The sequence below is a fragment of the Streptomyces sp. NPDC057445 genome (assembly GCF_042802855.1).
In the GTDB taxonomy this organism is placed as follows: Bacteria; Actinomycetota; Actinomycetes; order Streptomycetales; family Streptomycetaceae; genus Streptomyces.
In genome coordinates this window covers 1-13,389 of record NZ_JBHVDH010000007.1, presented here as the reverse complement: position 1 = coordinate 13,389, position 13,389 = coordinate 1, and the positions used below count along the sequence as shown (strand labels likewise).

At 70.8% G+C, this 13,389-nt stretch carries 12 protein-coding genes and 1 tRNA gene; 3 read left to right on the top strand and 10 right to left on the bottom strand.

The genetic code is table 11. The features are described 5' to 3' along the window. Positions 1 to 125 precede the first annotated feature (125 nt). The 8 genes from ACFU5O_RS17480 to ACFU5O_RS17445 all read right to left on the bottom strand — a co-directional run bounded on the left by ACFU5O_RS17480 (position 126) and on the right by ACFU5O_RS17445 (position 6,688). Positions 126 to 821 (bottom strand): LPXTG cell wall anchor domain-containing protein, encoded by a 696-nt coding sequence (locus tag ACFU5O_RS17480; RefSeq protein ID WP_384241149.1) that lies wholly within the window; start codon positions 819 to 821, stop codon positions 126 to 128. A 194-nt stretch (positions 822 to 1,015) separates the two neighbouring features. Then, on the bottom strand, positions 1,016 to 1,486 hold the full coding sequence (locus tag ACFU5O_RS17475) for a hypothetical protein (RefSeq protein ID WP_384241148.1): 471 nt from the start codon (positions 1,484 to 1,486) through the stop codon (positions 1,016 to 1,018). A gap of 65 nt (positions 1,487 to 1,551) precedes the next feature. After that, positions 1,552 to 2,148: an aminoacyl-tRNA hydrolase gene (gene pth, locus ACFU5O_RS17470; RefSeq protein WP_384241683.1), complete on the bottom strand. Its 597-nt coding sequence runs from the start codon at positions 2,146 to 2,148 to the stop codon at positions 1,552 to 1,554. Between the two features lie 85 nt (positions 2,149 to 2,233). Next, positions 2,234 to 2,839 (bottom strand): 50S ribosomal protein L25/general stress protein Ctc, encoded by a 606-nt coding sequence (locus tag ACFU5O_RS17465; RefSeq protein ID WP_384241146.1) that lies wholly within the window; start codon positions 2,837 to 2,839, stop codon positions 2,234 to 2,236. Between the two features lie 203 nt (positions 2,840 to 3,042). Beyond that, positions 3,043 to 4,017 (bottom strand): ribose-phosphate diphosphokinase, encoded by a 975-nt coding sequence (locus ACFU5O_RS17460; RefSeq protein ID WP_384241145.1) that lies wholly within the window; start codon positions 4,015 to 4,017, stop codon positions 3,043 to 3,045. A 155-nt stretch (positions 4,018 to 4,172) separates the two neighbouring features. Next, positions 4,173 to 5,621 carry a bifunctional UDP-N-acetylglucosamine diphosphorylase/glucosamine-1-phosphate N-acetyltransferase GlmU gene (gene glmU, locus ACFU5O_RS17455; protein ID WP_384241681.1) on the bottom strand — a complete coding sequence of 483 codons (1,449 nt, stop codon included), beginning with the start codon at positions 5,619 to 5,621 and terminating at the stop codon, positions 4,173 to 4,175. Between the two features lie 111 nt (positions 5,622 to 5,732). After that, a tRNA-Gln gene (locus ACFU5O_RS17450) sits at positions 5,733 to 5,804 on the bottom strand. Between the two features lie 26 nt (positions 5,805 to 5,830). Then, on the bottom strand, positions 5,831 to 6,688 hold the full coding sequence (locus tag ACFU5O_RS17445; protein ID WP_384241142.1) for a hypothetical protein: 858 nt from the start codon (positions 6,686 to 6,688) through the stop codon (positions 5,831 to 5,833). A gap of 156 nt (positions 6,689 to 6,844) precedes the next feature. Between ACFU5O_RS17445 and ACFU5O_RS17440 the strand changes: the two genes are divergently transcribed. After that, on the top strand, positions 6,845 to 8,212 hold the full coding sequence (locus ACFU5O_RS17440; RefSeq protein ID WP_384241140.1) for a sensor histidine kinase: 1,368 nt from the start codon (positions 6,845 to 6,847) through the stop codon (positions 8,210 to 8,212). Positions 8,213 to 8,242: 30 nt separating this feature from the next. On the opposite strand, the gene ACFU5O_RS17435 is transcribed toward ACFU5O_RS17440, so the two are convergent. Continuing rightward, the gene (locus ACFU5O_RS17435) at positions 8,243 to 8,731 is read right to left on the bottom strand and encodes an SUKH-3 domain-containing protein (RefSeq protein ID WP_384241139.1); all 489 of its coding nucleotides are present in this window, start codon (positions 8,729 to 8,731) and stop codon (positions 8,243 to 8,245) included. A gap of 9 nt (positions 8,732 to 8,740) precedes the next feature. After that, positions 8,741 to 9,250: a YwqJ-related putative deaminase gene (locus ACFU5O_RS17430; protein WP_384241138.1), complete on the bottom strand. Its 510-nt coding sequence runs from the start codon at positions 9,248 to 9,250 to the stop codon at positions 8,741 to 8,743. 278 nt (positions 9,251 to 9,528) lie between these two features. Between ACFU5O_RS17430 and ACFU5O_RS17425 the strand changes: the two genes are divergently transcribed. Continuing rightward, complete coding sequence (locus ACFU5O_RS17425) at positions 9,529 to 10,542, top strand: SMI1/KNR4 family protein (protein WP_384241135.1); 1,014 nt, start codon at positions 9,529 to 9,531, stop codon at positions 10,540 to 10,542. A gap of 7 nt (positions 10,543 to 10,549) precedes the next feature. After that, entirely contained in the window at positions 10,550 to 13,342 is a 2,793-nt protein-coding gene (locus ACFU5O_RS17420; protein ID WP_384241133.1) for an SUKH-4 family immunity protein, read from the top strand. Positions 13,343 to 13,389: the final 47 nt, after the last annotated feature.

The window sequence follows — 13,389 nt, the reverse complement described above, 5'->3', positions numbered from 1 at the left end:
GCGGGCCGGGCGGCGCCCGCCCCCCCGCCGGCCCGGGGCCCCCCCCCACCCGGGCCGCCCCCCGGCCCCCCCCCACCCCCCCCCCCCCCCCCCCCCCCCCCCCCCCCGGCGGTGTTCCTGGGGCGTCAGTGCTGCTGCTGGGCCTTGCGGCGGCGCATCACCAGGTAGCCGCCGCCCGCGACCAGAGCAGCCGCGACCGCCGAGAGCGCGCCCACGGGTGCGCTCGAACCGGTCTCGGCGAGGTCTCCGGAGTCGCCGTTCACGGACGGAGCCGGGGTGGGCCGGTCGTCCGCGGGCGTGGAGGGTGCCTCGTCCGCCGGGGTCGACGGCTCGGCGGAGGGTTCATCGGCCGGCTCGTCGCCGGGCTTGTCACCGGGCTTGTCACCGGGCTTGTCGTCCGGCTTCGTGTCCTCGGCCGCACAGTCGGTCCAGAACACCTTGTGCTTGGCGCTGCCGTGCTCGCCGTCGAAGTTCCAGAACAGCTTGTAGTGGCCGTCGGGGAGGGACAGGTCCGCGGTCCGGCCGTGGCCGGAGCCGTCGAGTGTCAGTGATCCGGACTCGACCGCCCTGCCCTTGACGTCGGCGGTCGGGGCCCAGGCCTCGATACGCCAGTCGACCTGCTGACCGGCGTCGAATCCGAAGGCGTCGAGGTAGAAGGTGCAGACGTGCGGCTCGTTCTTGCGAAGTTCTTCGCCGGTCGTGGCGTCGTGGATCTTCACGGTGCCGTTGTCGCCGGGCGGGGTGGCGAGCGCGGAAGGGGCGAGCAGCAGCGAGCAGACCGCGGCCGTCACCACCGCGCCGGTGGAAGTGAGCATGCGCATGGGCAGTCCAACAGGAGAGAAGGGGGATGCCGTGGGGGGCGGCTCAGCTTCCTGTTGGCTCGGCAGGGCCGTCAATACACGCGGTGACGCATCCGCCCCAAGCGCTGCCAGTTGCCCCAATGGTCCCTTGTAACGATCGGGTGAATGCGCCGCTCCGACAGCGGGCCCGGGGGCTCCGCACCGGCCCCGGTGGGTCAGAGCGCGAAGAACGCGCCCACCAGAAGCGCTCCGCCTGCCGCCGCCGTCGCCCAGGCCGTGCGGGTCATACGGAGGCCGCCGCCGATGACGCAGGCGGCCAGAAGGAGCGCGCCGCCGAAGGGCAGCCAGGCGTGGAGCGCCCCGGGCCAGCCGGTGCGGACGACCTCGTCGGTGCCGGGCTTCACGACGACCTGGAGCGTCGCCCCCTTGGTGACGGCGACCGACCGCTCGATGGTCATGCCCTTGCGCGCGGGGCCGGGGCCCTCGGGGTCGTACGGCCCCGTGCAGGTCTTCTCGCCACAGCTGGCGACGGTGAGCGTCCCGTGCTCGCGGCCCTTGGAGAGCAGCACGTGCTGGGCCGAGCCCCACGACGACCAGGCCCCGGCGGCGAGCAGGAGCAGGACCATCAGCACCGTGGCCGCACGGCGGCCGTGATCCAGCATCCGGCCGGAAGAGTTCCGCTTCATGGGGCGCGATCCTTCGGCAACCGACCACGCCCGGTCAACCTCAGGCCCCCACTATGCGGGCCTTGTCAGGAGTTGTACGAACTCTGCGCCCGCTCCAGGCCCTCCGTCACCAGACACTCCACCGCGTCGGCCGCCCGGTCCACCAAGTAGTCCAGCTCCTTGCGCTCCGTCGCCGAGAAGTCCTTCAGCACGAAGTCCGCCACCTGCATCCGGCCCGGCGGCCGCCCGATGCCGAACCGGACCCGGTGATAGTCCGCACCCATCGCCTTCGTCATCGACTTCAGCCCGTTGTGGCCGTTGTCCCCGCCACCCAGCTTCAGCCGCAGCACGCCGTAGTCGATGTCGAGCTCGTCATGCACCGCGACGATGTTCGCCGTCGGCACCTTGTAGAAATCCCGCAGCGCCGTCACCGGGCCCCCCGAGAGATTCATGTACGACATCGGCTTCGCGAGGATCACCCGGCGGTTCGCCGGCCCCGGAGCGCCGATCCGTCCCTCCACCACCTGGGCCTGCGCCTTCGCCGCCCGCTTGAACCTGCCGCCCATCCGCTCGGCGAGCAGGTCGGCCACCATGAACCCGACGTTGTGGCGGTTCGCCGCATAGCCCGGCCCGGGATTGCCCAGACCCACGACGAGCCAGGGGGCGTTCGCGTCCGTCGTCATCTGCTCCATGTCTCCTTCATAGCGCCACCGCCCCCCGCACCGGAGGGTGCGGGGGGCGGTGGTGAGAAATTCCGCGACCGGAGGATCAGGCCTCGGTGGCGGCCGTCTCTTCGCCCTCGACGGCCTCTTCGCCCTCGGCAGCCGGCTCCTCGGCCTGTGCGGCCAGGACCTGCAGGACGACCGTGTCGCCGTCGACGCCCAGGGTGGTGCCCTTCGGGAGCTCGATGTCCTTCGCCAGGACGGAGGCACCGGCCTCGAGGCCCTCGACGGAGACGGTGAACGACTCGGGGATGTGGGTGGCCTCGGCCTCGACCGGCAGCGCGTTGAGGACGTGCTCCAGCAGGTTGCCGCCCGGGGCCAGCTCACCCTCGGCGTGGACCGGAACCTCGACGCTGACCTTCTCGCCGCGCTTCACCAGCAGCAGGTCGACGTGCTCCAGGTAACCCCTCAGCGGGTCACGCTGCACGGCCTTCGGGATCGCCAGCTCCTTCTTGCCCTCGATCTCCAGCGCCAGCAGGACGTTCGGGGTACGCAGAGCGAGCAGCAGGTCGTGGCCCGGCAGCGTCAGGTGGATCGGGTCGACACCGTGGCCGTACAGAACGCCGGGAACCTTGTCGGCGCGACGGATACGGCGCGCGGCACCCTTGCCGAACTCGGTACGGGGCTCGGCGGCGAGCTTCACCTCGGACATATGCACTCCTCGTAAGCAGAAACGGAATGTGGCTGGTCACCCGGCCACGACTGGCCTGCTACGAAGAGCGCGTCGATAACGGACCGCCGCACCGCCGGAACGAATCCGGAACGAGTACGGCCTCCCTCGCCGAGCAACTTCGACAGTCTACTCGGCGGGGAGGCCGTGCCCAAAAGGATCTTCGCCGTGAGCGGCGCAGGGGCCTACTGCTCCTCGAACAGGCTCGTGACCGAGCCGTCCTCGAACACCTCACGAACCGCCCGCGCGATCGTCGGAGCGATCGACAGAACCGTGATCTTGTCCAGCTCCAGATTGCCCGGGTCGGGCAGCGTGTCCGTGAAGATGAACTCGCTCACCTTGGAGTTCTTCAGACGGTCCGCCGCCGGACCGGACAGCACACCGTGCGTCGCCGTCACGATCACGTCCTCCGCGCCATGTGCGAACAGCGCGTCCGCAGCGGCGCAGATCGTGCCACCCGTGTCGATCATGTCGTCGACCAGGACACAGACCCGGCCCTCCACATTGCCGACGACCTCGTGCACGGTGACCTGGTTCGCCACGTCCTTGTCGCGGCGCTTGTGCACGATCGCCAGCGGCGCGTCCAGACGGTCGCACCAGCGGTCGGCGACACGCACACGGCCGGCATCCGGAGAAACCACGGTCAGCTTCGAACGATCGACCTTCGCACCCACGTAGTCCGCGAGCAGCGGCAGCGCGAACAGGTGGTCCACCGGACCGTCGAAGAAGCCCTGGATCTGGTCCGTGTGCAGATCGACCGTAAGGATCCGGTCCGCACCCGCGGTCTTCATCATGTCGGCGACCAGGCGGGCCGAGATCGGCTCGCGGCCACGGTGCTTCTTGTCCTGACGGGCATAGCCGTAGAACGGGACGATCACGGTGATGCTCCGGGCCGAAGCCCGCTTGAGAGCATCCAGCATGATCAACTGCTCCATGATCCACTTGTTGATGGGAGCCGTGTGGCTCTGGATCAGAAAGCAGTCCGCTCCACGCGCGGACTCCTGGAAGCGGACATAGATCTCACCGTTGGCGAAGTCGAACGCCTTGGTCGGCACCAGTCCGACACCCAACTGGTGCGCGACCTGCTCGGCCAGCTCGGGGTGGGCGCGGCCGGAGAAGAGCATCAGCTTCTTCTCGCCGGTCGTCTTGATCCCGGTCACAGCACTGTCTCCTCAGACGTGTTTCTCTGCTGCTGATCCGCCCGTCCCTCGTGCGGCGAGCCAGCCAAAGCGTTATGCGTTAATCCGGGGGACACCCCCGGGCCCCCGTATGTGCACGTATCACGGTACGCCGAGAACGACGCCCCCGTTTCCGCTCAGCCCTGGTCGTTGAACTGCGTCACCGCCTCCGCGGCAGCCTGAGCAGCCGCGGAACCCGGACGCTTCCGAGCCACCCAACCGTCGATATTCCGCTGCTGGCCACGGGCCACGGCCAGCGAACCGGGCGGCACATCCTTGGTGATGACCGACCCCGCTGCGGTGTAGGCACCGTCCCCCACTGTGACAGGAGCAACAAACATGTTGTCCGAGCCCGTCTTGCAGTGGGACCCGATCGTGGTGTGGTGCTTCGCCTCACCGTCGTAGTTCACGAAGACGCTCGCCGCGCCGATGTTCGTGTACTCGCCGATCGTCGCGTCACCGACATAGGAAAGGTGCGGGACCTTCGTCCCCTCGCCGATCGTCGCGTTCTTCATCTCCACGTACGTACCGGCCTTGGCCTTCGGGCCCAGCTTCGTACCAGGACGGAGATAAGCGAACGGGCCGACCGAAGCGCCCTCACCGATCTCCGCGGAATAGGCCACCGTGTTGTCCACACGAGCGCCCCTGCCGACCGTCGTGTCCTTCAGCCGGGTGTTCGGGCCGACCTCGGCGTCCTCCGCGACATGCGTGGCGCCCATCAGCTGCGTACCCGGGTGGATCACGGCGTCACGCTCGAACGTCACCGTGACGTCGACCAGCACGGACGACGGGTCGACGACCGTCACGCCGGCCGTCATCGCCCGCTCCAGCAGCCGCTCGTTCAGCAGCCGGCGAGCCTCGGCCAGCTGCACACGGTTGTTGATGCCCAGGATCTCCCGGTGGTCGGCCGCGACGGACGCGCCGACGCGATGACCGGCCTCCCGCAGGATCCCGAGCACGTCGGTGAGGTACTCCTCGCCCTGGCTGTTGTCCGTGCGCACCTTGCCGAGCGCGTCGGCCAGCAGCTGACCGTCGAAGGCGAACACGCCCGAGTTGATCTCACGGATCGCGCGCTCGGCCTCCGTGGCGTCCTTGTGCTCGACGATCGCGGTCACCGCACCCGTCGCCCCGTCACGCACGATCCGCCCGTACCCCGTCGAATCCGGGACCTCGGCCGTCAGCACCGTCACGGCGTTACCGTCGGCGGCGTGCGTCGCGGTGAGCGCCGTCAGCGTCTCACCGGACAGAAGAGGGGTGTCGCCGCACACGACGACCACGGTCCCCTCCGGCGTCCGCCCGAGCTCCTCCAGAGCCATCCGCACCGCGTGACCGGTCCCGTTCTGCTCGGCCTGGTACGCGGTGCGCGTCCCCGCGTAGTGCGCCGCGAGGTGCTCCCGGACCTGCTCGCTCGCGTGGCCGACGACCACGACGAGCTCCTCGGGCTGCAGCTCACGGGCGGCGGACACGACATGGCCGACGAGCGAGCGCCCGGCGATGTCATGCAGGACCTTGGGGGTCTTCGACTTCATGCGGGTGCCCTCACCCGCTGCAAGGACGACGACGGCGGCCGGGCGGTTGGCGCTCACGGGAATGCCCTTCGGCTCTCGGGTGGTGGACACCCGAAGGATACCGGGGGGTTTCAGGAGTGAAATGAGGGCGGGTCCTGACTGGGACAGTCAGGACCCGAACCGAGAAGGCTCCCCCGCCAGGACTCGAACCCGGACATAAGGCACCAAAAGCCTCAGTGCTGCCAATTACACCACGGGGGAACAAGCCGCCTAAACCGGACATTCGGTCAGGCTGCCGGACCAGCACCCAACACTATGCCGTACCAAGCGCCTTCCATGCGACGGTAGAGATCGGCGCTCCTGGTGACATGGATGATGAGGCAGCCCCGATATGTCTCCCCGGTGTTCTTTCGTGTGGTCCTGGGGTTGTGCCGCTTGAGTGTCGCCTTCTTGAACGTGCCGGCGTCGACGTCTGCGAGTGCGGCCCAGAACCGCTCGGCCTCGTCGACATCCGCGGTCTCGTGGATGCTCACCCGGAAATGCATGCGGTCGCGGGTGACTCCGAGGAGCTCGAGCCACCTCAGGTACAGGGTGATCACGTTGGGGTCGCTGTTGATGAACTGAAGCGCCTCGCATCGTCGGTAGGCCTTGTCTTTGGCGCCTTCGGCCCAGTACAGCGTGACGCCGGCAATGAAGAGGTCCCGGTCGGAAAGTCGGCCGATCGCCTCTTGTGCTGCCCGTTTGGCCTCCTGCCGCGACTCCTCGTGCGCGGCGCGGACGCGGGCGAGGCCTGCGTCCATGAGGGCTCGCTGCTCCGCGGCGGTGTAGCGAGGCTCCGGCTTCGGCAGATCCCGCACCCACAGCGAGATCGAACTCTTCGAGCACCCCAGCTCCACCTGGATCTGGTCGTACGTCATCCCCTGCAGCCGCAGCTCCCGTGCCTTCGCCCGCAGGTCGTCCTTCGCGTTCGGCCGTTTCGTCCACTCCGGTGGTGGTTCCCCTTTCACGAGCCTGTTGAGGATGTCGTTGTTGTCGATGTGGAGACGGTCGCGGATCTGGCGGAGGCTGAGGCCCTCGCGGCGCAGGGCGATCGCCTGCTCGCGGAGGCCTTCGAAGTCGGCGTACTTGCCGGTGGGAGAGGTCATCCACCCAGGCTCGTCCGGAATGCGGACGCCCGGTTCGAAAGTTCGCGCGATTCACCGGTTCGATGGGTCAACGCGCGTTGCGTGCCCTCACGCTCACGATCCGTGCTGCTCAAAGTCGCCGGAAATTCCCTGGCGCCCTTCCGTAGTCTGGGAGACATGACCACAACGGGGGCACACCAGGACTCTGCGGGCGACGACGCCCGTTCCTGGCTGTGGTGGGGGCGGCGGCGCAGTGCGGTGCTGGACGTGGGGCTCGGCCTCGTGTCCGCGGTGGAGTGTGCCCTGGAGGGGATCCGGTTCGCGGGCGAGTCCGCGTTGCCGGTGCCGCTCGGGGTGCTCTTCGGGCTGATCGCCGGGTCGGTGCTGGTGCTGCGGCGGCGGTGGCCGGCGAGTGTGGTGCTGGTCTCGATCGCGATCACGCCGGCCGAGATGGGCTTCCTGATGGGGATCGTCGGGCTGTACACGCTCGCGGCCTCGGAGGCACCTCGGCGGATCATCGCGGCGCTGGCGGGGATGTCTCTGCTGGCGACTTTGATCGTGACGTTCGTGCGGACGCGGCAGGACGTCGCGTCGGCGGATTTCGACCCGGGGTCCTGGTATGTGCCGGTGGTCTCGCTCGTGATGTCGGTCGGGCTCACCGGGCCGCCGTTGCTGCTCGGGCTGTATGTGGGGGCGCGGCGGCGGCTGATGGAGAGTCTGCGGGAGCGGGCGGACAGCTTGGAGGCGGAGCTGTCGCTGCTGGCCGACCGGGCGGAGCAGCAGGCTCAGTGGGCGCGTACGGAGGAGCGGACGCGGATCGCGCGGGAGATGCACGACGTGGTCGCGCATCAGGTGAGTCTGATGGTGGTGCACGCTGCCGCGTTGCAGGCGGTGGCGTTGAAGGATCCGCAGAAGGCGGTGAAGAACGCCGCGCTGGTGGGCGACATGGGCCGCCAGGCGCTGACGGAGCTGCGGACGATGCTGGGTGTCCTGCGGACGGGGGAGGACGGGGCGGCGTCGCGGGCGGTGGTGGACGTGGTGGCCCGGTCGGGGGTGGACGGGTCGGTGCGGGGTGTTGAGCCCGTGCCGTTGGCCGCGGTGGGGGTGGCCGCTGCGGCGGCTGCGGCCGCGGCTGCGGAGGGTGGTCCGTCGTTGGCGGATCTGGAGCCGTTGGTGGAGCAGTCGCGGCAGGCGGGGATGGTCGTGGAGCTGATGGTGCAGGGCGAGGTGCGTCCGTATCGCGCGGAGGTCGAGCAGGCGGCGTACCGGGTGGTGCAGGAGGCTCTGACGAACGTGCACAAGCATGCGGCGGGTGCGAAGACGTGGGTGCGGGTCGCGCATCGTGGTGCGGAGATCGCGATGCAGGTGGAGAACGGTCCGTCGGAGCGGGATGCGGCGGACGCGGGTCTGCCGAGCGGCGGCAACGGTCTGGTGGGGATGCGTGAGCGGGTGTCGGCGCTCGGGGGTGTGTTCGTGTCGGGCCCGACGGACGCGGGTGGTTTCCGGGTGTCGGCGGTGCTGCCGATGGAGGTGCCGTCGGTGTAGGGCCGTGCCTGCGGGGGGCGTGGGCGTGCGTCAGGACGTGGTGAGGCGGGCGGGCTGGGTGCCGGTGACGAGGGTGGCCAGGGCCTGGTCGAGGTCGGCGCCGAGGTACCAGTCGCCGGTGTGGTCGAGGCTGTAGACGCGGCCTTCGGTGTCGATGGCGAGTACGGCCTGTGCGTCGCCCTCTTCGCCGAGGGGGGCGAGCTCGGTGTCGAGTGCGCGGCCGAGGTCGGCGAGGGTGCGGGCGAGGTGGAGGCCGGCGAGGGGCTCGAAGCGGACGGCTGTGGGGGCGACCTGGCGGCCGGTGCCGGGCGGGGTGATGTGGAGGGCGCCGAATTCGGCCCAGGCTTCGACGGCGGCGGGGAACACGATGTGGCGGTGGCCGCCGGGGGATTCGTGGGCGCGGAGGGCGTCGGCCCAGTGTTCGGCCTGTTTGATGTCCCAGCGGCCGGGTTGCCAGCCCGCTTCGCGGAGCGCTGCGTCGACGGGGACGGGGAAGCGGGTGGTGTTGTGCTCGTTCACGTTTCCGGGTCAGCCGTTCTTGGTGTGGGTCGGGTCGACGGACCGTACGCCGAAGTGGGCGAGCATCGCCGCGCAGGAGCGGCAGGGCGCGGCGTAGCTGCCGTGCAGGGGGTCGCCGTCCTCACGTATGCGGCGGGCGGTGAGTTTGGAGTGCTTGAGGGAGCGGCGGGCTTCTCCGTGGGTGAGGGGTTTGCGCTGGGCGCGTCTGGAGCGGGTGCCGTCGGTGGCGGTGAGGTGGCGGGAGAGCAGGATCGCTTCGGGGCAGCGTCCGGTGAACCGTTCGCGCTGGCCGCTGGTGAGGGTGTCGAGGAAGTCCTGGACGAGGGGGTGGAGCGGCGGTGGCTGGTCGGCTTTGCCGGCGGTGCAGGTGAGGGTCTCGCCGCGTACGGAGAGTGCTGCGGCGACGGTCGGCAGGATGCCGTCCCGCCGGAAGCGCAGTGCCGGGACGTGCCCGGCGGCCTCTGTGCTGCTCCAGCTGAGCCTGGGATCGCCGGTTGTGCCTGATGGTGCGGTGTGCATGGTGCTGTTGTCCCCTCCCGTGCCAGCGGCGCCGACCGCTGCTGTGCACGTCCCCCGAGTTGAAGGGACAGACTGCCAAATGGGGCGCCTGGTGTGGAAGCGGGGTGACTGAAACGTGTACCTGTGTCGTGCGTGGTTCGGCTGAGGGTCACGTGCGGGTGACGGTTCGTTACGGAGGTGGAGGGGTGTGTCCCGGGGCGGTACGGGGGCGGTGGCGCCTGTTGCCCCACCGCATAGGCTGTGGTCGACATGCCAGACGCAGCAGGGGGCAAACCGCCATGACGACAGGTCGGACCGGGCTGGGGGCTCCTCCCGGCCCTCAGGGCCGGGGGAATGCCGCGCCACCGAACGCGGCCTACGCCGGGCAGGTCGTGTACTTCCCGGACCCGGTCCGGGCCGCCAGGCATCCCCTGGGGGTGCGGGTGGACGATAACGGTCATCCGGACTTTTCGCCGTATGCGCGTGCCGCCGCGGAGATCGCAGAGCCTCCGGAGGGTTTCGGTGTCGACGAACTGCGGCTCACGGACTATGTGTCGGCGAATGCCGCGCTCGCCGCGAGCGGCCATGAGTTGTGGGACACGATTCCCGCGGTGGCGACGCCGCACGGCTGGACGTGGCATCACGTCGCGGGCGGGCGCCGGCTGGAGCTGGTGCCGGTCGAGGTGAAGGCGCTGCTGCGGCATCACGCCGGTGTGGCGACGGCCGCTGTGGACCATGCCAAGCGGGGTACGCGTCCGCTGCAGGAGACCCGGCCCGCGCATTTCGGCCTGCCCAAGGGGGTGGTGTCGGTGACGGAGCAGCAACTGCTGGGTGTGGAAGAGGACTTGGGGTACCGCCTGCCGGGTGCCTACCGTTCCTTCCTGAAGGCTGCGGGTGGTTGCGCGCCGGTCGGCGCCGCGCTCGACGCGGAGCTGGGGCTGTTGATCGACCAGCCGTTCTTCACGGTGCGTGAAGAGGCGGGGGTCAATGACCTGGTGTACGTCAACAAGTGTCTGCGCGACCATCTGACGAAGGACTATCTGGGCGTCGGTTTCGTCCAGGGCGGGCTGCTTGCGGTGAAGGTGCGGGGCGGCGGGGCCGGTTCGGTGTGGTTCTGTGCGTACGACGATGCGCGCGACCAGGACGGCTGGTCGGTGAACGAGCGGGTGGAGCGGTTGTTGCTGCCCTGTGGTGAGGATTTCGACGCGTTCTTGTCGCGTCTCGCGGGTAATCCGCCGGAGCTGGAGACGGTGGCGAACCTGATGGTGGACGGCGGCTTCGCGCGTGCCGTTGCGGTTTCGGTGGAGGGGTGACGGCCGGATGGTGACCTTCGCGCAGGCGCAGGAGCGCGCGGAAGAGTGGGTCAACGGTGACGTGCCCGCGTATCAGCACCGCGAGGTGCGGGTGCGGGAGTTCGAGCTGGGCTTCGTCGTGTGGGCGGAGGACCGTGCCGACGGGCCGACGTCGGACGGCGGCAGGCAGCGGCTGGTGATCGCCCGGGACAGCGGCGAGGTCACGTTGTGGCCGGGGTTGCCGGTGGGCGAGGTGATCCGGCGGTACGAGGAGGAGTACGGCGTTGCGGATGTGGCGCAGGCTCCGGCCGCGGCGCCGCCGGAGCGTATCGATCTGAACCAGACGTCGTTCCTGCTGAGTCCGCCGGAGTGGCTGCAGGACGCGGCGGACAAGTTGGGCATTCCGAACCAGCGGTCGGATGCTGGGGCGGGGGCGGGGGCGGGGGCGGGGGCGGGCTCCGGCTCGGGTCCGGGCTTCCCTGCGGCGGGCTCGCCGCAGGGGGCCGGTGCCGCGAGCACGGATGCGGCAGGGGCGGGTGCCGGTATGCCGGGTGCCGGTGCCGGTGCCGGTGACACCGGGGGCCGTGGCTCTCATGTGGGCGGGAGTGCGTGGCCGGGTTCGGGCGCGGGTTCCGTGTCCTCAGAAGGGGCCGCCTCGACGGTGCGGCCGGGTGCGGGTGAGCCCGGGCAGGGCCAGGCCGTCCCCGTGGACGGCTCCGCCGCGCCCGAGGGCGCGGGGGCATGGTCTGCGGCCGGTCGCGGGGACTACGAGCCCACCGCGTCGGACGGTGTGCCGGCCGCGCCCGCAGTGCCTGGTGGGGCGACTCCGTGGGCCGGGACCGATACGAACGCCGCGTCGGAGGACGGTTCCGTGCCGCTGCCGGCCACGGTGTTCGCGCCGCCGCTTTCCGGGGCGGACGATGACGACACGCCGCCGCCGTCGGTGGGCGCGGACGCGCCGACCGCGCTGATGTCGGGCGGCAGCCGGCTGCCGAGGACCGCGGTGGCCCCGGCGTTCGAACCGCAGCAGGGTCAGCCGCAGGCTCCCGCGCCCCAGGCCTCTGGGCCGCAGCCGCCGGTCGCGCCCGGCCGGCCGGGCGCGGGTGACATCGCCGACGCCGCGACCAGCAAGGCCACGGTGCAGCCGCGCGCTTCGCGGGGGAGCGGCCCGACGACTCCGCCGCCGCCGGCTCCGCCCGGTGTCCCCGGCGCGCGTCCGGGCGTGGCGCCCGGACCGGCGCCGTCGGGTCCCGGTGCCCCCGGTGCCCCGGCGGGAGGTTATGTGCCCACGCAGTTGGTCTCGCAGCTGGGCCCGGACGGACCGCAGCCTCCGGGTGCGCCTCAGCCTCCGGGGCCGCCCGGTGCGCCGGGTGCGCCGGGTGCGCCGGGTGCTCCTGGTGTTCCTCCGGGGGGTGCTCATCACGCCGCGACGATGCTGGCGAACCCGAGTCCGAATGCGAACCACGGTGGTCCGGGTGCGCCTCGGCCGCCGGGGCCGCCCGGTGCGCCGGGTGCTCCTGGTGTTCCTCCGGGGGGTGCTCATCACGCCGCGACGATGCTGGCGAATCCGAGTCCGAATCCGAACCACGGTGGTCCGGGCGCTCCGCAGCCGCCGGGGCCGCCCGGTGCTCCGGGTGCTCCGGGTGCTCCGGGTGTTCCCCCCGGTTCCGCCGGGGGGAACACCACGGGTGGTGCCCATCACGCCGCGACGATGCTGGCCGGACCGGGCCAGGCGCCTCCGCCAGGGGCCCCTCAGCCCCCGCAGGCACCTCCGGGTGCCCCCGGTCCCGTACCTCAGCCGCAGGCGTACGGCTATCCGCAGCAGCAGCCACAGCAGCCCGCCGGTGTGCCGACCGTCGGCCCGGGCTACCAGGCCGTGCTGCGTTACCGTGCGCCCGACGGCTCAGAGCAGCAGCTCATCCGCCGCTCGGCGCCGGGCACTCCGCATCCGGAGTGGCAGATCTTCCATGAGCTGCGCGGGATGAACGTCCCCAACGACCAGGTGCTCGAGCTGCACACCGAGCTGGAGTCCTGCGAGCTGCCCGGCGGTTACTGCGCCCGGATGATCCGGGAGACCTGGCCGCAGGCGCGGATCACCAATATCGCCCCGTACGGCAAGGACCATGCGAGCCGGCAGGGCGGCATGCGGCAACTGCTCACCCACCAGGGTGAGTTGCACCAGGTGGCGGACGGCCCGGCCCGTCCGGCACCGGTGCGTGCGCCGCTGCCGCCGGTCCAGCCGGCCCCGCCGGTTCCCCCGGAGGGGATCGCGCAGGAGCTGGTGGGCGCGTTCGGTCCGCAGGGCATCTGCCGGTTCGACCAGCGGGCCGTGTCCCGCCAGGGTGTGCCGGAGGTCGTGGCGCGCACGCTGGTGTGGGCGGGTCTGCCCGGCGACTTCGGTCCGTTCTTCTGGGCGCAGCCCGCTCAGCCGGTGGTGCCCACGCTGGCGGAGCTCGCCGCACAGCGGCAGGTGCAGCCGGCCTCCGACGCGAGTTCGTACCTGGTCGTGGGCAGCGACTTCGGCAAGGCGATCTGTGTGCAGTACGGAACCGCGCACATCGTTGCCGTCCCTGTGGAGGGCGGGCCGGGTGGCAGTCCGGTGGCCCCGCAGTTCGTGAACAGCGGTCTCCCGGAGTTCACCCGCTCCATGGCCCTCCTCGGCCGCATGTGGCGCCTGCGCTTCGGCCTCAACCCGGAGCAGGCCGCCCGTTGGACGGTCGACTTCCAGGCTCAGCTCGCGGCCCTCGATCCGGCGGCCCTGTCGTCACCGGAGAGCTGGTGGTCGGTGCTGCTGGAGCAGATGTGGGACGGTCTGCTGTAGCGCGGTCCGTGAGGAAAGGGGCGTCGGGCCTGCACACGCAGGCCCGA

Coding starts and splice junctions, on each gene's coding strand:
- ACFU5O_RS17480 (WP_384241149.1), bottom strand. CDS start 821: ATGCGCATGCTCACTTCCACCGGCGCGGTGGTGACGGCCGCGGTCTGC.
- ACFU5O_RS17475 (WP_384241148.1), bottom strand. CDS start 1,486: ATGAAGCGGAACTCTTCCGGCCGGATGCTGGATCACGGCCGCCGTGCG.
- pth (WP_384241683.1), bottom strand. CDS start 2,148: ATGACGACGGACGCGAACGCCCCCTGGCTCGTCGTGGGTCTGGGCAAT.
- ACFU5O_RS17425 (WP_384241135.1), top strand. CDS start 9,529: ATGACGACAGGTCGGACCGGGCTGGGGGCTCCTCCCGGCCCTCAGGGC.
- ACFU5O_RS17445 (WP_384241142.1), bottom strand. CDS start 6,688: ATGACCTCTCCCACCGGCAAGTACGCCGACTTCGAAGGCCTCCGCGAG.
- ACFU5O_RS17430 (WP_384241138.1), bottom strand. CDS start 9,250: ATGCACACCGCACCATCAGGCACAACCGGCGATCCCAGGCTCAGCTGG.
- ACFU5O_RS17420 (WP_384241133.1), top strand. CDS start 10,550: ATGGTGACCTTCGCGCAGGCGCAGGAGCGCGCGGAAGAGTGGGTCAAC.
- ACFU5O_RS17465 (WP_384241146.1), bottom strand. CDS start 2,839: ATGTCCGAGGTGAAGCTCGCCGCCGAGCCCCGTACCGAGTTCGGCAAG.
- ACFU5O_RS17440 (WP_384241140.1), top strand. CDS start 6,845: ATGACCACAACGGGGGCACACCAGGACTCTGCGGGCGACGACGCCCGT.